General features: G+C 36.9%; 14 protein-coding genes and 1 tRNA gene. 7 read left to right on the plus strand and 8 right to left on the minus strand.

The annotated features are described in order from the left end of the window. Positions 1-21 precede the first annotated feature (21 nt). The 4 genes from glmU to NNJ73_RS08030 are packed head-to-tail and all read right to left on the minus strand — an operon-like array spanning position 22 to position 3,580. Positions 22-1,386, minus strand: a complete 1,365-nt coding sequence (gene glmU, locus NNJ73_RS08015) for a bifunctional UDP-N-acetylglucosamine diphosphorylase/glucosamine-1-phosphate N-acetyltransferase GlmU (RefSeq protein WP_254493596.1) — start codon at positions 1,384-1,386, stop codon at positions 22-24. A gap of 14 nt (positions 1,387-1,400) precedes the next feature. Further along, positions 1,401-2,207, minus strand: a complete 807-nt coding sequence (locus NNJ73_RS08020) for a cytochrome c biogenesis CcdA family protein (RefSeq protein ID WP_254493697.1) — start codon at positions 2,205-2,207, stop codon at positions 1,401-1,403. A 25-nt stretch (positions 2,208-2,232) separates the two neighbouring features. Beyond that, positions 2,233-3,216, minus strand: a complete 984-nt coding sequence (locus NNJ73_RS08025) for a carboxypeptidase regulatory-like domain-containing protein (protein WP_254493698.1) — start codon at positions 3,214-3,216, stop codon at positions 2,233-2,235. Between the two features lie 40 nt (positions 3,217-3,256). Beyond that, positions 3,257-3,580 (minus strand): iron-sulfur cluster assembly accessory protein, encoded by a 324-nt coding sequence (locus NNJ73_RS08030; protein WP_254493597.1) that lies wholly within the window; start codon positions 3,578-3,580, stop codon positions 3,257-3,259. A gap of 109 nt (positions 3,581-3,689) precedes the next feature. Between NNJ73_RS08030 and NNJ73_RS08035 the strand changes: the two genes are divergently transcribed. The 3 genes from NNJ73_RS08035 to NNJ73_RS08045 all read left to right on the plus strand — a co-directional run bounded on the left by NNJ73_RS08035 (position 3,690) and on the right by NNJ73_RS08045 (position 9,342). Next, on the plus strand, positions 3,690-4,892 hold the full coding sequence (locus NNJ73_RS08035; protein ID WP_254493598.1) for a deoxyguanosinetriphosphate triphosphohydrolase: 1,203 nt from the start codon (positions 3,690-3,692) through the stop codon (positions 4,890-4,892). A gap of 30 nt (positions 4,893-4,922) precedes the next feature. Then, on the plus strand, positions 4,923-6,680 hold the full coding sequence (gene argS / locus NNJ73_RS08040) for an arginine--tRNA ligase (protein WP_254493599.1): 1,758 nt from the start codon (positions 4,923-4,925) through the stop codon (positions 6,678-6,680). A 151-nt stretch (positions 6,681-6,831) separates the two neighbouring features. After that, positions 6,832-9,342, plus strand: a complete 2,511-nt coding sequence (locus NNJ73_RS08045; protein ID WP_254493600.1) for an SPOR domain-containing protein — start codon at positions 6,832-6,834, stop codon at positions 9,340-9,342. 173 nt (positions 9,343-9,515) lie between these two features. Here the strand turns inward: NNJ73_RS08045 and NNJ73_RS08050 are convergent, their stop codons facing one another. Further along, positions 9,516-9,791: a hypothetical protein gene (locus tag NNJ73_RS08050; RefSeq protein ID WP_254493601.1), complete on the minus strand. Its 276-nt coding sequence runs from the start codon at positions 9,789-9,791 to the stop codon at positions 9,516-9,518. Positions 9,792-10,099: 308 nt separating this feature from the next. On the opposite strand from NNJ73_RS08050, the gene NNJ73_RS08055 reads away from it, so the two are divergent. Next, positions 10,100-11,206, plus strand: a complete 1,107-nt coding sequence (locus NNJ73_RS08055; protein ID WP_254493602.1) for a branched-chain amino acid aminotransferase — start codon at positions 10,100-10,102, stop codon at positions 11,204-11,206. A 115-nt stretch (positions 11,207-11,321) separates the two neighbouring features. Here the strand turns inward: NNJ73_RS08055 and glpX are convergent, their stop codons facing one another. Both glpX and NNJ73_RS08065 read right to left on the minus strand, forming a co-directional pair. After that, on the minus strand, positions 11,322-12,308 hold the full coding sequence (glpX, locus tag NNJ73_RS08060; protein WP_254493603.1) for a class II fructose-bisphosphatase: 987 nt from the start codon (positions 12,306-12,308) through the stop codon (positions 11,322-11,324). A gap of 133 nt (positions 12,309-12,441) precedes the next feature. Continuing rightward, positions 12,442-13,758 carry a homoserine dehydrogenase gene (locus NNJ73_RS08065; protein WP_254493604.1) on the minus strand — a complete coding sequence of 439 codons (1,317 nt, stop codon included), beginning with the start codon at positions 13,756-13,758 and terminating at the stop codon, positions 12,442-12,444. Positions 13,759-15,184: 1,426 nt separating this feature from the next. Between NNJ73_RS08065 and NNJ73_RS08070 the strand changes: the two genes are divergently transcribed. The 3 genes from NNJ73_RS08070 (at position 15,185) to NNJ73_RS08080 (ending at position 18,790) form a co-directional block, all read left to right on the plus strand. After that, positions 15,185-15,259 (plus strand) — tRNA-Glu (locus tag NNJ73_RS08070). A gap of 769 nt (positions 15,260-16,028) precedes the next feature. Beyond that, positions 16,029-17,243, plus strand: a complete 1,215-nt coding sequence (locus NNJ73_RS08075; protein ID WP_254493605.1) for an NADP-dependent isocitrate dehydrogenase — start codon at positions 16,029-16,031, stop codon at positions 17,241-17,243. Between the two features lie 116 nt (positions 17,244-17,359). Next, positions 17,360-18,790: an MFS transporter gene (locus NNJ73_RS08080; protein WP_254493606.1), complete on the plus strand. Its 1,431-nt coding sequence runs from the start codon at positions 17,360-17,362 to the stop codon at positions 18,788-18,790. 43 nt (positions 18,791-18,833) lie between these two features. Here the strand turns inward: NNJ73_RS08080 and NNJ73_RS08085 are convergent, their stop codons facing one another. Further along, a complete protein-coding gene (locus NNJ73_RS08085; protein WP_254493607.1) occupies positions 18,834-20,033 on the minus strand; it encodes an MFS transporter in 1,200 nt (399 codons plus the stop codon). Between the last annotated feature and the right edge of the window lie 243 nt (positions 20,034-20,276).

Consider the following 20,276-nt stretch of genomic DNA (forward strand, 5'->3'; position numbering starts at 1 on the left):
AAAGGAATAGACTAAAAATAATCATTTTTTCTGTTTGTTTTTTGACAAGTTATTCTCTAACAAGCGCGCCCGAAATTTTGTTGCATAGCCTTCTTTTATAACCTGTCGTGCACGCCCAAAAGCCATACTGTTCACAGGAATATTTTCAGTAATAACACTTCCTGAAGCGACATAAGAGCCATCCCCTATCACCAATGGGGAAACAAGCGCCGTATTAGACCCAACAAAAGCATGATCACCAATCGTGGTTTTATATTTGTTAAACCCATCATAATTGCATGTAATCGTACCGGCTCCAATATTAGTATGTGCACCAATTTCGGCATCACCAATATAACTTAAATGATTAATTTTAGAAGATTCTCCTACCTTAGCTTGTTTGACTTCACAAAAATTTCCAACCTTTACGAATTTTGCCAACTCTGTTCCAGGACGCAAACGTGCATAGGGACCAATCTGCGCATCTTGACCCACCACAGCACCTTCGAGATAACTAAATGCATGAATAACAGCACCAGAGTGTACTTTCACGCCTAATCCAAAATAAACATTTGGTTCTATCACCACACCTGGTTCAATTTCTGTATCATGAGAAAAATAGACTGTTTCTGGTTTTAAGAGTGTAACACCCGATAACATTAAATCGCGCGCTTTACGTTTTTGCCACAAAGAATCAGCCTCAGAAAGCTCAAGACCGTTGTTAATTCCTACAATATTTTCAAAAGGGACTTCAACAACACGTACATCCAATCCTTCGCGCGAAGCAAGAGAAGCAATATCGGTTAAGTAATATTCCTTTTTCATATTGTTATTATCAACCTTCTCTAAAAGAGAAAGGGCATGTTTTCCACGCATAGCGAGTATTCCCCCATTACAAAAAGAAATCTTTTTTTCTTCATCGCTTGCGTCTTTTTCTTCCACAATTGCAATCAATTGACCATTTTTCTCGAGAAGACGTCCATAACCTGTTGGATCTTGGGTATGAAAGCCTGCAAAAACAACATCTGCTCCATCAGCAAGCTGTGCACGTATTTGGTGCAAAGAATCTTTCTGAATGAGAGGCGTATCCCCAAAAACAATGAGAACATCATCCACTCGCCTTTGCAAAGCTAAACGAGCCGATAAAACAGCATGCGCCGTTCCTAAACGCTCTTTTTGTTCAAAAATCATCACATCTTTTACACATGACTGAACAACATGTGCAACCTCTTGAGCACCAAATCCCACAACAACAGCCAATTGTGAAGATCCTGCCAATTCTATTTGTTTTAGAACATGGCATATAAGAGGCAGTCCAGCAATTTTATGAAGCACCTTAGGCAGAGACGACTTCATACGCGTCCCCTCACCTGCAGCAAGAACAATAGAAAGACAACTTCTAACCATAAAAACACATCAGACTAACGAGAAAATCCAAAAAAGTTCATAATATCGTGCCAACGAATATCTTCAACATAACTCAATGAAGGATAATGCTCTAAAAGCCAAAATGAAAGATCCTGCATAGAGCCTGTTAAAAACAAAATCCCCGTAAGAATAAGAAAAACACCAATAATTTTTTCAACTTTTCCTAAATGAATACGAAAAGCTGCTAAAAACCGCATAAAACGACTGGAAAATAAAGCCGCCAATACAAAAGGAACAGCAAGACCTAATGCATAAACTGCTAATAGAATAGCACCCTCACCCACAGTTTCTTTTGTGCCAGCAAGCGTTATAATAGGTCCTAAAATGGGACCAATACACGGTGTCCAACCAAAAGCAAAAGCTAAACCAATAACATAAGCTCCTAAAGGACCAGCAGGTGTTTTATGAGTCTGAAAACGAGCTTCACGAAATAAAAACGAGATCTTGAAAAGTCCTAAAAAATTTAAACCAAAAATAATAATGATCATTCCAGCAGCAAGAGCAAACCAATCACGATAATACCCGATGAATTTACCAATTGTACTTGCACTAGCGCCTAAAGCAACAAAAACAGTGGTAAATCCAAAAACAAAAGCGATAACAGAAGACAATAAAGCCCACCGTATAAAGACTTTCTCATCACGCTTTTCTGACCGAAAGTCATCAATACCAATCCCTGCCATATAGCATAAATAAGGAGGAACTAACGGCAAAACACATGGCGACAAAAAAGAGAGAGCCCCTGCAAAAAACACACCAACTGTTGAAATTTCAATCAAAACGCACACCCCATCTTTCATCACGGTTTAGTTCTATGAACAACAATCAATCCATATCCTCATCAATTCGTTGCATATTTTGTTCATTCGCCACCACGCTTATATCTTCATCATGACCAGAAACGACAGAAAAAACCTTTTGATAAATTTTATCTTTATTTTTAGCAATGGCAATATACTCTCCCTCCGCTAACACAAGTGAAACATAAGCCCCAACTGTTTCATAAACAATATCACCAGAATCATTGGCAAGAGACCAACTTGTATCTGCAAGCGCTTCTCCTCCTTCTTGTCGTACCAGCTTTAACACAATTTGAGCTGCCTGATGTTCAAGAGTAACTTCCGTTATTTTACCAGCCTCTACTTGAATATCCGAACGAGCCGTCGCATTAATGGAACCATAATGGGAAGCAACATGGTAGCGACCAGCTTTTAAACGCACAACAGATTGAGGTTTAACATTTGATAAAATGATCCCCGTATCATCATTTTCTTTTTCATCCTCATAGATCGTAAAACGTAATTCCTTTTCATTGATTTCACCATTGAGCAGTGTCGCATTTAAAATAAGACCACCTGCCTCAAGATGAAAGTTTTTCACAAGACTCTGCCCATTTTCTAGACGAATATGGCGCATAGCACTCATATGACCAAATGAGACATGAACAAGATAACTTCCTGGCTCTAAATCAAAACGCGCACTTCCCCCCTTATGGGTTGCCACTAATGGTAATTTATTATCAATCCCTAGAATAGGAGCATAAACCCGCCAGACAAGCCCTTTCTCAATATCTTGACGGCTATTTGTTAATCGAGCATTCAAAATGAGTTGTGCTTGAGATGCTAAGTTCTCTTTTTCCTGCTCTTGGGACTTTAGAATAAAACTCCGTGATGGTTCCTGCTGCTGATCTACTCCTTCTTCACAAAAAGCACAGGGGCTCCAGATCAACAAAGTAAGCACCACGCATAACCGCACACATCGGTGCACTATTTTTATAAGACTAGCCATTTTTACATTGTTGACCAACATGATATTTTTTTCAAGAAACAATATCACAAAGCCCCCACTCTCAAATTGAAAAACTTACACCACAACCACACGATGAAACAGCATTGGGATTATGAATTTGAAAAGACTGCCCCATAAGATCATCAACAAAATCAATCTCAGCTCCTTCCATGAAAGGAAGCGATAGTGAATCAATAAGCACAATTGCCCCATCTTTTTTGAGAACGAGATCATCTTTACACATTTCAGAAACCAAGTCATATTTATAAGAAAAACCAGAACATCCACCACCTTCAACAGAAATACGTAAGGCTATTTTATCAGGTTCACGCAAAAGTATCTGTACAATTTGCTGAGCAGCAGCCTCTGAAATTTTCACATTCATTTTATATATCCTTGCATTAAACCATCAAGAAAGAGTATCCCACACTATAAAGAGGAATTTATTCATCATAAACCACTCTCAATTTTAAGATGATAATGGACAGCTTGCAATGGATATAGGCACAATCAACTTCAATTACCAATCTCGAGCCGTCTACAGTGCTCATCCACAAACAAGCCGTGGACGATTATTCCATGAAACGATGAGCTCTACACGCTCACCCTTTCAGCGAGATAGAGATCGTATTATCCATTCTAATGCATTTCGACGTCTTAAACATAAAACGCAAGTGTTTATTGCTGATGAAAGCGATCATTATCGTACCCGCCTTACCCATTCCATAGAGGTTTCTCAAATTGCACGAACACTCGCCCGTGCCCTGTATCTTGATGAAGATCTTGCCGAAGCCATTGCCCTTGCTCATGACTTTGGGCACACGCCCTTTGGCCATGCAGGGGAAGAGGCTCTTAATGAAGCCATGGCTCATTATGGCGGCTTCGATCATAATGCACAAGCCTTACGCATTGTTACAAAACTAGAACAGCGCTATGCAAATTTTGATGGACTCAACCTTACGTGGGAAACCCTCGAAGGTCTTGTAAAGCATAACGGGCCTCTTTTAGGGACTCACACGAAAAATAAAGAAGTTCCCCCCGATATTTTACAATACAATGCCAAGCAAGATCTTGCACTCGATTGTTTTGCAGGACTAGAAGCGCAATGTGCTGCGATTGCAGATGATATCGCATACAATGCCCATGATATTGATGATGGTTTACGATCGCAATTTTTAACCCTCGATCAATTTGAACACATTTCACTAACAGCAGCCATCTTAAAAGATATAACCGATGAGCATCCCCGCCTTGACCAAGCACGACGCGGTTACACACTTGTACGAAGACAAATCACAACCATGGTCGAAGATGTTATCAAACAATCACATGAAAATTTGGCACGCATCAAACCAACCAGTATAAGCGATATTTACCAAGCAAAACAAACTATTGTTACCTTTTCACCGTCAATGACCGTTTACGAAAAAGAACTAAAAAACTTTCTTTTTAAAAATCTTTATTACCACGAACAAGTTCTTAGTCGTCGCAATGCAGCAAAATGCATTGTACAAAAATTATTCAATTGTTATTATGAAAATCCAGATACACTGCCTGAAAGTTGGTGCAAAAAAGCAGTACACTTAAAAAATCAAGAGTTAGCACGTCTGATTGCTGACTTTCTTTCAGGGATGACTGATCACTATGCTTTACGTGAATATCACCGTTTATTTGACCATACAGATCATTTCGTTTAATGGCTTTTAGCATCATCATGGAAGCTTAATATGAATATCTTTAAAAACTTCGAAAAAAAAATTAAAAGATCCATTGAATTATCTGATATAAAAGGAAAAAATGGAGAAGATCTAGATTTATCAAAAATCACCGTTGATCCCCCACGTGATTCCTCCCATGGTCATTTATCAACCAATGCTGCTATGGTTCTTGCAAAATCTATTGGGATGGGGCCCCGTACACTTGCAGATAAAATCATAGAACTGCTTAAAAATGATTCCTCTATTGAAAATATTGATGTTGCCGGTCCTGGCTTTATCAACATCAAGCTTACAAAATTATTTTGGCAAGATGCTATAAAGTCCATGCTTGAATTAGGGCTTTCTTATGGTCGCATGCCGATGGGACAGGGAAAACGCGTCAATGTTGAATATGTCTCAGCAAATCCGACGGGCCCTATGCATGTAGGGCACTGTCGCGGAGCTGTGGTGGGAGATGTTCTCTCCAATTTGCTGCAATTTACGGGCTATAACATCACGAAAGAATATTATATCAATGATGCTGGTCAACAAATCGAAGTTCTCGCTCACTCTGTACTGTTGCGCTATCGCGAAGCTCTTGGACAAAAAATTAATGAAATTCCAGAGGGGCTTTATCCTGGAGAGTACTTGATACCATTGGGTCAATCGTTGGCTCAAGAGTTTGGTGACCAATTCCTCACCATGGATAAAGATGAAGCCTTATCTATCGTGAAAGAACGGGCGATTCAGGCAATGATGTCCATGATTCGCGAAGATTTGGCAGCTCTTAATATTTATCATGATATCTTTTTCTCTGAGCGAATGCTTTACGCAGATAATGCCCGCGCTATTCGTAATACCATTAACGACCTCACTTTAAACGGTTATATCTACAAAGGAAAGCTTCCCCCTCCCAAAGGACAAAATATAGAAGATTGGGAAACAAGCGAGCAAACTTTGTTTCGTTCAACAAATGTTGGTGATGACCAAGATCGTGTTTTGGTCAAATCTGATGGTTCTTACACTTATTTTGCTGCTGATGTTGCTTATTTTCGGGATAAATTTAATCGTCATTTTGATGAAATGATTTATATTCTAGGCGCAGACCATGCTGGCTATGTAAAGCGGCTAGAAGCCATGGCAAAAGCAATTTCTGGGGATAAAGCCAAATTAAGTGTTTTCTTATGTCAATTGGTCAAACTCTTTCGCGATGGTCAACCTGTACGCATGTCAAAAAGAGCAGGATCATTTGTGACTCTAAGAGATGTTGTCGAAGAAGTTGGTCGTGATCCAGTGCGTTTTATGATGCTATACCGCAAATGCGAAGCACCTCTTGATTTTGATTTTACAAAAGTAACGGAACAATCAAAAGATAATCCCATCTTTTACGTACAATATGCAAGTGCACGTTGTCACTCAGTCTTTCGTCAAGCACAAGAAGTGCTTCATATTGAAAGCTTTTCAAAGGACACATTGACCTCCCATCTTCATCGACTAACAGATGACAATGAAATATTATTAATACGCAAACTTTCTGAATATCCGCGTATCATCGAACAAGCCATCATTCATAAAGAACCCCATCGATTAGCGTTTTATCTTTATGATCTTGCCTCCTGCTTTCACACCCATTGGAATAAAGGGAGTGAAAGTCTCAATTTACGCTTTATTCAGCCTAATGATAAAGAGTTATCCTTTGCAAGATTGGGCTTGATACAAGCTGTTATCAATATTTTATCATCAGGACTTAGCATCATAGGAGTCGAAGCCCCAATAGAAATGCGTTGAAAAAGTTCTATAAATACATACAATAGACACTTTATTGGTAAACTTTTTCATGTATCCTTGCATGAGAGGGGGAAAATTTATTATTTTAATATAACAAATCAAAATTAACCATTGATTGCACGTCAGTGCAAATCATTATGTGAGAAAAGCCATGAGCGATAACGATCGCAAAAATCCGCACGAAACAAACCACGATCATGAACATCATGATCCTTTAGAAAAACTTACGCGCATTTTTAATCCGACCAAACAAAACGGAAACCAAAATGAGCACTCTTCTTTAGAGACAGATCGCTCGACATCTCATTCCAAAACATCATCCCCTGATGATTTCGATTTGTCCTTCTTAGAAGAAGAACTTGAAAACAATTTAACACACGACTCAACCTTTGATGATCAAAAAAAGCAATGGAACTTGCATGCAACCAGCAACGCAACAGCCTCAGATATTGCACAAACTGGTTCTTTCAACCATTCAAAAAAAAATAATTTATCTGAAGAAAAATATTCTTCACCGATCAGTCATGATGAAGAACAAATTTTAGACGCGCTTTCTCCATTACCAATCCAAAAGAATCAATTGTCTCAACAGAAAAAGACAGCAACAAGTGATAATCCTTTTTTTGAAAAAAGGAATTTTATCTCACAATCAGAATCAGAAAAATTCTTTTTTAATGAATCTGAAAAGCGCGAAAACAAAAGAGATGAGACAGAAACTGTTGAAAGAACCAATCGTTTTTCACAAACAACCTCACAACAACCTAAGACTTCAAATATACAAAAAACTTATGATGATAATCAAAACTTCTATGATCCTTCCATAAACCATCCCTATAAAATTTCAGCAAACCAAGAAAATTGGACCAAAGAAGATTATATGGATGTCTCCTCTTCTTCAAAAGCAAATGAGTTTTTCTCATCTTCCAACCTTGTGTCGGAAAAACAAAACACGCCAAGAAATCAAACAACAAATGACTTCTCCTCTCCTTTGGATTCTACACACGTTGACCAACAATCTTATTTAGAGAGAGCTTCACAAGAAGATCATACAACCAATTATCCCTATTTTTTTGAAGAAAATCCCTCACAACAAGAAACTTATAGTGAAAAAGTTCCAACATATAATGAGGCTCAAACCCAATACATCAATAAGCCTGAAAATGTCTCTAACCCAAACAGAGAAATTTCATATAACCAAAATAATTTAGATACGTTTCTTTCCTCACCAAAACCTCTTAATACAAAACAAACAGAGAGTTTTTTTGCCCATAATTATACACACAGAGATACGCCCCCTCCCAATGTTGATACTTATAAATTTTCAGAAGAAATTGTAGAAAAAACTGGTCCTATTATGGTTCCAGAAGTCCCGTATGAAGCTCCAGAATATGATGTACCAGCAGGTGGTTTGGAAGAAGAATTTGCAGATGTACTCAATGTAGGAAATGTTCCAACAGATAATTTTTCTCAAAAACAACAGAAAAATAAAGCTTTCACTGAAATTTTTCATCAAACTATGCAAAATTCAAAAGAAGGGGTTTATATAAACTCTAAAGAACAAAATGCCGACTATTTTTCTGCTGGCAATATGGAATATAATTCTCCCTCTTTGAGTGAGAATTCACCATACACAAGCTCAGATGGAATCCCTACGCCTCCCTCAGCGCCTCCTCCCTTTAAAAGTTCTGTTTTGGGGAAAGTTTTCATCAAAGGTATTTTTCTTATTATTTTAGTAGCCATTGGATTTGCTGGTTATTCTTATTTTTTCATGCCATCACAGAAAAATGAAGAAAGGGTCATTATCCACGCTGATAATACACCTTTTAAATTCAAACCAGAAACAATTGAAACGAAAAATGATGTTGCCCATAATCTAGATGTCTACCAACAAACAACTAGACAAAATGACAAACAAGAAAATACACAACAATTTCTTATTGATAGCTCTGAACAACCTGATAACTTAGAGGGATTAAATCCAGAAGAGTCTCCAAACGTTTCATCATCTTCTTCGACTGAATCTGATGTTGAAGATGCAGTCACTGAAGCTATCAATCATACTATTCCAACACGAGAAGTACAAACCGTTATTGTCAATCAAGATGGTACAATAACACTCGCTCCTGTGCATCCAACAGAGAGCAAAACGGCTGCTCAATCTACACAATCCATTGATCAAATTCCTGACGAAATTCAAGATTCGTCCGTTATTTCGTCGCATAATTCCGATAAAAATGACCAAGAAAGTGATTATGCTCTCAAAAATAATATTGATAAAATAATCGCTGAGAATACTTCTAATGCGAGTATTGAAGAAAAATTTATCCCAATTCCATCTCATGCAGAGAGAAATGCAGAAGTTGAAACGCACGCCGCCACTCGTCCCACATCACCAAACAGAGTTTCACCCCAAAATTCAGAGGGTTATTATGTGCAACTTTCCTCTCAACCAACACATGAATTAGCGAGAGATTCTTTGAAAAAGATGAAATCCAAATATGGATTCATTATCGGGTCCCGTCCTTTAAATATTCAGCCGGCTTTTATACCAGAAAAAGGAACATATTACCGTGTTCGTATTCAAACGCAGAACCGTAATGAAGCCATAATCCTTTGTGAAACTATTAAAAATTCTGGTGGAAGTTGCTTCATCACACGTTAAAGACTAACCATGTAACGGTTATTAAAACCGTTTCATGGTTTATCTCTATGATTTATCAAAAACTTCAGAAATTAAAATCATCTCAATCTTTTTCGCTTATGTATTTACGCTAACTTTATTTTTTAATCTGCGTCAGTTTTCACTTTATTTAAAAGATTATGTTTACAAAAAAATCACTGCGTACTCTTATTGGTATAAGGTACAGGAGGGGATGAATTTAAATCTTTTTGGGGCGTTGTTATGCTCTGGTTTGTTTCTAGAGTATTATAATGTGAACTATGTTCAGGAGATTTTGCAAAAAAAGATCCTAAAAAACCAAAAATAAACCAAATAATAAACAGCGCGAGAAGAATAGCAAAAATACCTTTAGCAATTGAAACACGCTGTTCATGATCTTTTTTTTCTTCAGCAATACGTTCTTCATATGTGTGATAATTTTTATCAATCATAGTGGATTTCCTTTTCTCGATTCCCTTACCTTTAAATTTCTAGAAAATATGCATATATGAAATTATTCAGATACTTATTTTGAGAAAACGATAAAGAGAGATAAAGGTTCCAGATACCTTCATAAAGATGGAAAAAAGAGCTGAGAATAGAATGAAAATATCGACCACAGCCTTTGAGTTCTATAATAAAACTCTTTGAGTTCTACAATAAAACATTGACACAAAGGATTTGCTAATAATAGAGTTATGTCAAAATATCTTATTATTTTTATTAATAAAAAATAAAACATTCTCAAAAGGTTTTTCTTATGAAATCTCCCCTATCGTCACTTCCCTTTAAAATAGAAAAGCACCCATCACCTCTGTCAGAAGAAAAACGTGAAGAAATTCTAAAAAATCCTGGTTTTGGTCAATTCTTTACAGACCATATGTGCACTATTCAATGGACGGAAGACAAAGGCTGGCATAACGCCGTTATTTCTCAATACAAAACTTTAGAAATTAACCCCGCAAGTACCGTTTTGCATTATGGACAGGAAATTTTTGAGGGTTTAAAAGCATATCGCGCAAAAGATGGACGCATCTTGCTTTTCCGTCCTGATGCCAATGCACAAAGGTTTATAGAGTCAGCAAAACGGTTAGCCATGCCAGAATTACCAAAAGATATTTTTCTAGATGCCGTTCATCAATTAGTAAAAACTGATCAAAAATGGGTTTCGGATCATCCTAACGCCAGTCTCTATATTCGTCCATTTATGTTTGGTAATGAAAACTTTTTGGGTGTTCGTCCTTCTCAAGAATATCTTTTTTGTATCATAGCCTCTCCAGTTGAATCCTATTTTAAAGGAGAGGAAAAACCTGTCAGCGTCTGGATTGAAACAGAGTATAGTCGTGCTGGTCCAGGAGGGACAGGTGCTGCCAAATGTGGTGGAAACTATGCAGCCAGCTTACTTGCACAAAAAAGTGCAATTGAAAACAATTGTAGCCAAGTGCTCTTCCTTGATATGGTTGAACATACATGGATTGAAGAACTTGGCGGTATGAATGTCTGCTTTATTATGGACAATAATACACTCGTAACCCCTCCCCTTAATGGAACGATTCTTCCGGGAATAACACGTCATTCAATTTTACAGTTGGCTCAACAAATGGGGTTAAAGATAGAAGAGCGTTCTTATCCTTTTGCATCGCTTCAAGAAGATGCAAAGAGTGGACACCTTAAAGAAGTTTTTGCTTGTGGTACAGCTGCCGTTGTCACATCAATCGGCCGTTTTAGATATAAAGGCGGAGAATTTACTATTGGAAATGAAACAATTGGAGAAGTCACAAAACAACTTCGCACACAATTGGTTGATCTTCAAAAAGGGAATACAGAAGATAAAAATGGCTGGGTTTATTCTGTCCAGCTCTCATAATAAGACGATATTCTCATATCTATAAACGCTTCCATGAAGGCATATCGACTTTCATGGAAGTTACACACTCAAAATAATCTCTCTATTTCTTTAAGGATGACAAAAAAGAAAATATTTAATCAAATTTCGAGTGATCTCTATGCTGTGCTTTAATATTACGAACTGTCCCCGTATGGGAACGCATGACAAGAGTTTCTGTTTGAATGTAGCGAGGCGTGAATTTAACACCAGAAAGCATATTACCATCTGTCACCCCTGTCGCTGAGAACAAAACATCACCCTTTGCCATTTCTTCCATTGTATAAACCTTATTGGGATCACTAATCCCCATTTTGGCTGCACGAGCAATTTTTTCTTCTGTATCAAGCAACAAACGACCTTGCATCTGTCCTCCAATGCAGCGTAAAGCAGCAGACGCTAAAACACCCTCTGGAGCTCCACCAATTCCCATATAGAGATCAATACCTGTTTCTTCTGGATCAGTTGTATCAATAACAGCAGCGACATCTCCATCACCAATCAAGCGAATCGATGCCCCTGTCGCTCGCACTTGATCAATCAATTTTTCATGACGAGGTCTATCCATAATACAAACAGTAATCTGATTAACAGCCACTCCTTTAGCCTTTGCAAGAGCATGAATATTATCGATAGGACAAGCATCTATATCCACCACCCCCTTTGGATAACCAGGACCAATAGCAATTTTGTTCATATAAACATCAGGGGCATAAAGGAGGTTACCCTTTTCAGCAATGGCAACCACCGCCAAAGAATTGGCAAGATTTTTAGCACAAAGTGTTGTCCCTTCCAGTGGATCAAGTGCAATATCGATCGCCAGTCCATTTTGAAGACCTACTTTTTCTCCAATATAAAGCATAGGCGCTTCATCCCGCTCACCTTCACCAATCACCACTGTACCCTCAATAGGCAATCGATTAAGTTCCTGCCGCATTGCATCTACAGCAGCTTGGTCCGCAGCCTTTTCATCACCACGTCCACGCCAGCGCGCAGCAGCAACAGCAGCACGTTCAGTGACACGTACCAATTCAAGTGTCAAAATACGATCAAGTCCATTTAAAGTCTTCTGAGTTGTGGGCATGTGAAAAAATCCTACCGAATAAATACCAGAAAAATATGAGCCCTATTAAGCTCTAAAAGTAAAGCTTTTGGCAAAGATGAAAACTTTCCACAAGAGATAAAAGTATTCCAACTTGTCAAATCAAGATAAGTTATCAATTCTCTGCCATACGTTCAATACGAATGAATTGAGATTTTGCAATAAGATGTCCATCTTTTTCAATTTCTGCAAGAGCCTGTCGTACATTCACTTCTGTTGTTTCATGCGTGATTAAAATAATCGTTTTTTCAACCTGATTTTCTACAAAAGGTCTTTGAACAATCGACTCTAACGAAATATGATTATCAGCCATATGCCTTGCAACCGCGGCAAAAACACCAGCACGATCATGAACATTTAAACGTATAAAATAGCCCCCTGCATGATTTGAAATACGTGCTTTTTTATGAGGAGAAAGTTCTAATGCTGGACGTCTTAAAACAGGTGCATACTGAAAACCAGAACTTGCTTTTGCTATATCAGCCAAATCACCAATAACAGCTGATGCTGTTGCCATTCCTCCAGCACCAGGACCAGAAAACAGTAATTCACCCAATAAATCACTTTGAATAGAAAGGGCATTGGTTACACCATTGATCTGTGCAATCATTGAAGATGTTGGGACCATTGTTGGATGAACGCGTTGCTCTATCCCTGAATCCGTTTTTAATGCAACCCCTAAAAGCTTAATACGATACCCCAATTCATCAGCCGCCCGAATATCAATTTGCGAAATATTATGAATTCCTTCAACATAAACATCATCTAACGAAACAGCTGTTCCAAATGCCAAACTTGTCAACAAAGCTAATTTATGAGCCGTATCATTTCCTTGAATATCAAAAGTTGGATCTGCTTCAGCATAACCTAGTCTTTGTGCATCTGCTAAACACTCTCTGAATGAAAGACCTTCTGTAAACATGCGTGTTAATATATAATTACAAGTTCCATTGAGAATACCATAAATCCGCGATATTTGATTACCGACAAGTGATTCTCTCATCGCTTTAATAAGAGGAATTCCCCCTGCGACAGCTGCTTCAAAATGAAGAAAAACACCTTTTTGTTCTGCAATTATAGCCAGTTCGACTCCATGTCGAGCAAGAAGAGCTTTATTGGCTGTCACAACATGATGTCCTGCCTCAAGCGCCCTCTTAACAGCAGTATATACAATATCCAATTCCCCACCAATTAACTCAACAAAAACATCAATCTCATCAAAGGCAGCCATCTCCACAGGTGAATCAAACCATCTTATATTACTGAGATCAATTCCACGGTCACGGCCTTTATCGCGTGCACTAACAGCAACGACTTTGATGGATCGCCCACATTGACAAGCTAAACTATTCGCTTTTTCACATAGAGCTCGAACAACTGAAGTACCAACCGTACCAAGTCCTGCAACGCCAACTTTTAAAGCTTCTGCCATTATCTAACCACTGATCCCTATCTTTATTGAAAAATCATTTAAAGGACGTGCCTATCGACACAAAGAATACTGATACCCCTCCGGACAAAAGAAATCCTCTGCTCCCTTCACTCTCTTTTTTTCTAATAGAATTATCCCCGCTTGTTCAATCAAAATTCCTAAAAATACAAATATTTATTTTCTTTTATTTATTTTTTCAAAGATTTCATAACCTTTATAAAAAATTTAATTCAAAATGAAAATCTACAAAACGGATAAATGCAAGTTTCCTTTAAAAATTTCCTTATTTTTAAATAGGCAAAAACCTTCTCATAAAAACTCAACTCTATCAACAAAGGATAGAAAAAATCTCTCAAAAAACAATCAATAACAAGCAAAAGAATACTGAAAACTTAGTAAGAAAACAAAAACACAACTCTTCTAAATCAACAAGTATTAAACAAAAAACATTCTTTCATATGATACGTAAAGAAAATGGAAAAAATAAAGCAGATGAGTAAATAATACCACATTCTTTCCTACCATTATATAGCTTAAACTCGTTCTTTAATACAAAAATCTTAACGCTCTCCTATATCAAAACAGAACCTTACATTAAAGTAAAAAGCAAAAACTCATGTGTGTACAGCATAATTCTGAAATATTATAAATATGGAGAATAAATTTGCAAAATTTGAAATATTTTATCTCAACTTATTGGCACTCTTTTGAAAAACGAACGAATTGAAATAACAAGAACCTCAATAAACTCTTTATCTGTGCTAATTCATTTTCAAATAAAGAACTTTCTAAAGATGTAAGAGAACAAATAAAAAGCATTTAAATTTTTTACAGTCGTGCAAAAGTAAGTTTGATAAAAAATAATTTTTAGGATATTTTGTAGAACTTTCCTCAATATTTTCCATTTTATCATACAGATTTTCTTTTTGTGAAATTGAATGGCGTCTACAGCTTATGCTTCAAAAGACTTTTTATGTGATTCGTATATTTATTAACTTGCTCATAAATATTGGCTTTCTCCTTCATAAATTATATGGTTTTTCTTTATGATAAGCTCAAATAAACAGCTTTCTGTATCAAAGCTCTCTCAAGCAAGTCACGGAATATTCACATGTACAAGCATGAAACAAAGATGAATAAAATATGCAAAAATAAATATCTTTAAAATGCTGTTATGATCATTTTTATCTATGCCTCAAACTGAAAATAAACAACAAATATTATTCACTTAATATGATGTTCGCAATAAAATTTTCTATCCATCATGATAACTCTGTATTTTTTCTACAACAAAACTTAGAAAATAAAACGATCCAAACAAAAGTCACATAAAAAATTATTCAATAAAACACACTTTTTTCAAAAAAAATGCCCCAGAGGGCTTGCGAAGTAAAAAGATCCTCTCTATAAGCCTCATCATTGGTTTGCGCCCATCGTCTAGCGGTTAGGACATCGCCCTTTCACGGCGGAAACAGGGGTTCGATTCCCCTTGGGCGTACCATTCTTCTTTTTCTTCTATATAAGATATTCATTTTACTTATGTTTTTAAACATGAGGGATCATAAATGAAAATGAAGAAATAGGCTTTTAAAGGAGTCTTTTCGTAAAAAAGGTGCAAAAGTTACCTTGTGATGCATTTTTTGTTTCTTTTCAGAAAAAGCACTCTAATGTAGGTCTTAATAGTAATAAAATATAAGTTGGAGAAAGAGAGCTTTCTCTCATGAGAGGGTGCTTTATAAGCCTATTCATACGTATGATGTTAATTTTTGAATTAAAACCAGCCACACCCTTTATGCATTTCTTTTAACTTTCAAAACTGAAATTGACTACTAAAAACGCATTTTAGATGAATCATTCCTCATTACAGGGCTTTATATCACATTAAATTTTCTATAAACAAACAGGCCGTAATTTTAGATCAAATGGCGATATAAAAATAGATGCTTACTCACGCAAAAAACTCGGAAAACCATCACTGAGAATACAATCAACTTATCAAATCGTTAAATAGAAAATTTGATAATAAAAATGCATCTCCCTATTCCCCAGAGATATCCTTAATTTATTGATTAATTAGACTTTTTATCAGTTACACAATGATGATAGGTTTGCAAACACATCACTTCTTTTCAAAAATTGAACTCTTCAATAAAAGTTTACACTCTATTGATCATATATTCTAACCCCCATATTTACTTGCCCTTTTTACTTTCCATTATAAACCTGAAAGTGCTATAAAGTAATATCACTTAAAAGAAAAAGGACTTCTAATGGCAAAGATCAAAGTAGAAAACCCCGTTGTTGAACTCGATGGGGATGAAATGACTCGTATCATCTGGAAATATATCAAAGATAAATTAATCCATCCCTATCTCGACATTGATCTCAAATATTATGATCTTTCCGTCGAAAACCGTGATGCAACCAATGATCAGGTAACGATTGATTCTGCCAATGCTATCAAGAAATATGGTGTTGGTATAAAATGTGCAACCATCACACCTGATGAAGCACGTGTCAAAGAATTTAACCTAAAAAAAATGTGGAAATCACCCAATGGTACTATCCGCAATATTTTAGGAGGAGTCATTTTTCGCGAACCCATTATCTGTAAAAATGTCCCTCGCCTTGTTCCTAACTGGACAAAGCCAATTATTATCGGACGTCACGCTTTCGGTGATCAGTATAAAGCAACAGATTTTAAATTTCCAGGCAAAGGGAAATTAAGTATTAAATTTGTCGGCGATGATAATCAAGTTATTGAGCATGATGTTTTTGATGCCCCAAGCGCAGGGGTTGCCATGGCGATGTATAACCTTGATGAGTCAATTCGTGATTTTGCCCGCGCATCTTTTAATTATGGACTACAGCGGAATGTTCCGGTTTATCTTTCAACCAAAAATACCATTCTAAAAACTTACGATGGTCGTTTTAAAGATATCTTTCAAGAAATATTTAATACGGAATTTAAAGAAGAATTTGAAAACCGCCAATTATATTACGAACACCGTCTCATTGATGATATGGTAGCTTCTGCATTAAAGTGGTCTGGTGGATACGTATGGGCATGTAAAAACTATGATGGTGATGTTCAATCTGATATTGTTGCCCAAGGCTTTGGTTCTCTTGGTCTTATGACTTCCGTTCTCATGACACCGGACGGTAAAATCGTTGAAGCAGAGGCCGCACACGGCACCGTAACACGCCATTATCGTCAACATCAAAAAAATGAAGAAACATCAACAAATTCTATTGCATCTATTTTTGCATGGACCCGGGGACTAGCGCACCGCGCCAAACTAGATAACAATGAAAAATTAAAAAATTTTACCACCACATTGGAAGAAGTTTGTATTAAAACCGTTGAAGAAGGTTTTATGACGAAAGATCTCGCACTTTTGATTGGACCTAAACAAAAATGGCTTTCTACAACAGGTTTTCTCGATAAAATTGATGAAAATCTCAAAAAAGCAATGAGCAATTAAGCAATAATTTAATTAAAATTCAAAGCTCTATTGAGAGCTTTGAATTTTTCTTGGAAAATTTAAAGAACTACCTTATAAGTAAAAAGAGAATAAACTTTTATTAAATAGCAAAAACAGTGATAAAACAAAGCTGGTCTACGCTTTTATTGGGTAAAAATGGTCTTTGCTTTTTAACGTTTACAGGCGGAGTTGTGTTACACGCCACCAACGTTTATATTGTTATTACTATTTTACCCTCTCTTATGAATCATATTGGCAATGAAATATATTATTCTTGGGTGGCGACTGTCTTCATTACAGCTTCTCTCGTAGGAACTTCCCTTGCAACAAAAATATTAGGAAAATTAGGTCCTCGTAACGCTTATGTTATCTCTGGACTTATCTTTACCCTAGGGACTTTTCTGTGCAGCATTTCTTCATCTATGCCATTATTTTTAATAGGACGCTTTATTCAAGGATTTGGAAGTGGTTCTTTGTTATCCCTATCTTATTCCATGGTACGTATTGTTTTCAGCCCATCTTTATGGTCACACGCATTAAGTGTTATCTCTGGGATGTGGGGAATATCAACCTTGTTAGGACCAGCGATCGGGGGGCTTTCTGTATATTATGGCCTATGGCGAGCATCCTTTTGGATCATTGGTGTATTCGCTATATTTTTCTCACTCATCGCCTTTAAATTTTTACCAAAAAAGAATGAAAATGATATTCCAACATCCCCTCTCCCTCTTCTTCAGCTTTTCACACTCACCTTATTGATTTTTATCATTTCGGTTGGAGGAGCTATGGAGTCGACAATGGCAAAAATCTGCGGACTCGTTATCGGACTTAGTCTTCTCTTTGTTCTAGCAAAAATCGAGACATCGTCCCTTCATCCTATGTTGCCGCGCAAATCCTTTTCTTTTTCTTCTGAAATTTTTCCTGTTTACGCATTGATCCTCGTTATGACAACAGTCGTATACAGTATAGAACTTTATTTTCCGCTTTTTCTTCAAGAGCTTCATGGGCAAGCTCCACTTATTGCTGGTTATATAGCGGCACTCATGAGCCTAGGGTGGACATGCGGAGCGCTCTCAAGTGCTGGTATATCCGCAAGGAAAATTTGCAACATCATTGTATACTCCCCCTTATTAAAACTGTTAGGCATCACCATTCTTTTATGGCTTATTCCAACAGAAGTTTCCACACTTGAATATATTTTTATTATTTGCTTAGCACTATTTTCTATTGGAATAAGTGCAGGCATAGCATGGCCACATTTGCTCACAAGGATCTTACAATGTGTAAATGATGAAGATGCTCTGCGTGCAAGTGAATCCCTTACCTCTGTACAACTATTTTCAGCGGCCTTAAGTGCAACTCTAGCGGGAGTCATCACTAATCTTGCTGGCCTTTTAAATCCTGGAGGGAAAATAGGAATGATCTTAGCAGCAAAAACGCTTCTGATCGTGCTTATGGGGCTTTTATTTTGTTTTGCTATTCCATTAGCGCTGCGCATTTCCTACTGCATATTAAAAAATCCAATAGGACATCCCAATAATAACTAAAAATAAATATAAAAATTCTCTCTCCACTCAAAAAAGAACAATATTAAGTACGCTTCTCCATAAACCATGAGACGCAAAAAACTATTAATCCGCAAAAAGTTAGAATACCCCCTAAAACAGCTGTATATTCATAACTATAGCCTAATTTTAAAACCAATGCTCCAGATTCTGCACCAAGAGCGTTGGCAATATTAAAAGCAGACTGCATTAATGCTCCTGCCAAAATCTGTCCCTGTAGTGCAACATCCATAATTTTTGTTTGTATAGAAGGCATAGCCGCAAAAGAAGTTCCAATAAAAAAGCATCCTATTGCAGCTGTTAATGGAGCACAGGATAAAAAGAAAAAAAGAAAAAAAACAAATACGCTCCAAAGCATAGAAAAAAATATCATCGGTGAAATGCCTATTTTAACAGCCAGTTTAGGCCCCAAGAGATTTCCACCCACCATCCCCAATCCAACTAAGGGCATGATAAAGGGTATCCACTCAAGCGGCACACCAGAAATATGCATTAATGTTGACTTAATATAAGTGAAAACAGAAAATAATCCTGACGCTCCCACCGAAACCATTGTCAAAAGAAGCCACACCTGCTTTTGCTTTAATGCACTCATTTCACGTAAAGGGCTCGTTCTTTGGATCCTTGAATCGCAAGGCAAAAAATTCCAAATAAGCAAACAACACAATAAGGCAATCATACCCACAAGGATGAAAGCAATCTGCCAACCAATAAATTGACCAATCCAAGTTGCACTTGGTGCTCCTAAAACGGTTGCAATGGTTAAGCCAAGCATAACATACCCAACAGCTTTAGAACGTTCATTCATTTCCACCATTGAAGAGGCAACCATAGCTGCAAGTCCAAAATAGATTCCATGGGGAAGACCACTGAGAAAGCGTAATGCGACTAATATACTAAAATCAGAAAAAAAAGCACTCGCAATATTTGCTAAGGCATAAAAAAACATCAACCCTATCAAAACAGTTTTGCGTGAAAATTGAGCTGTCGCTACAGCCAAAAGAGGGGCTCCAATCACAACCCCTAATGCATAAGCAGAAATATATTGACCCGCAGTAGGAATATCAACAGATGAACTTCGTGCCATTTCTGGCAGAAGCCCCATTGCAACAAACTCTGCGGTCCCAATAGAAAAACTCCCCACCGCAAGGGCTAAAATTGCTAAACATCGTATTTTCGAATCAATCTCCAATGCAAAAATGTTTTGTTTATGAGAATCCATCATATCATCACTTCTGGATAAGCGTTTTTGCTGTAGATATCTGTAATACGTAAAAATAAAAATTCAAAACATTGTTACATGCATGCCAAATCGTCCCCAATAAAGTTTTAGAAACATTTTGATATATAAGCATTTTATGAAATTTTTAGTAGAATTCTTTAATGGAAGATCTTTAAAAAAGTATAATTATATTGTAAATAGTAATTATACTAACATATAAAAATAATAAAAACATAATCTTTAAAA

The organism is Bartonella sp. B1099, assembly GCF_944801835.1.
GTDB lineage: Bacteria > Pseudomonadota > Alphaproteobacteria > Rhizobiales > Rhizobiaceae > Bartonella.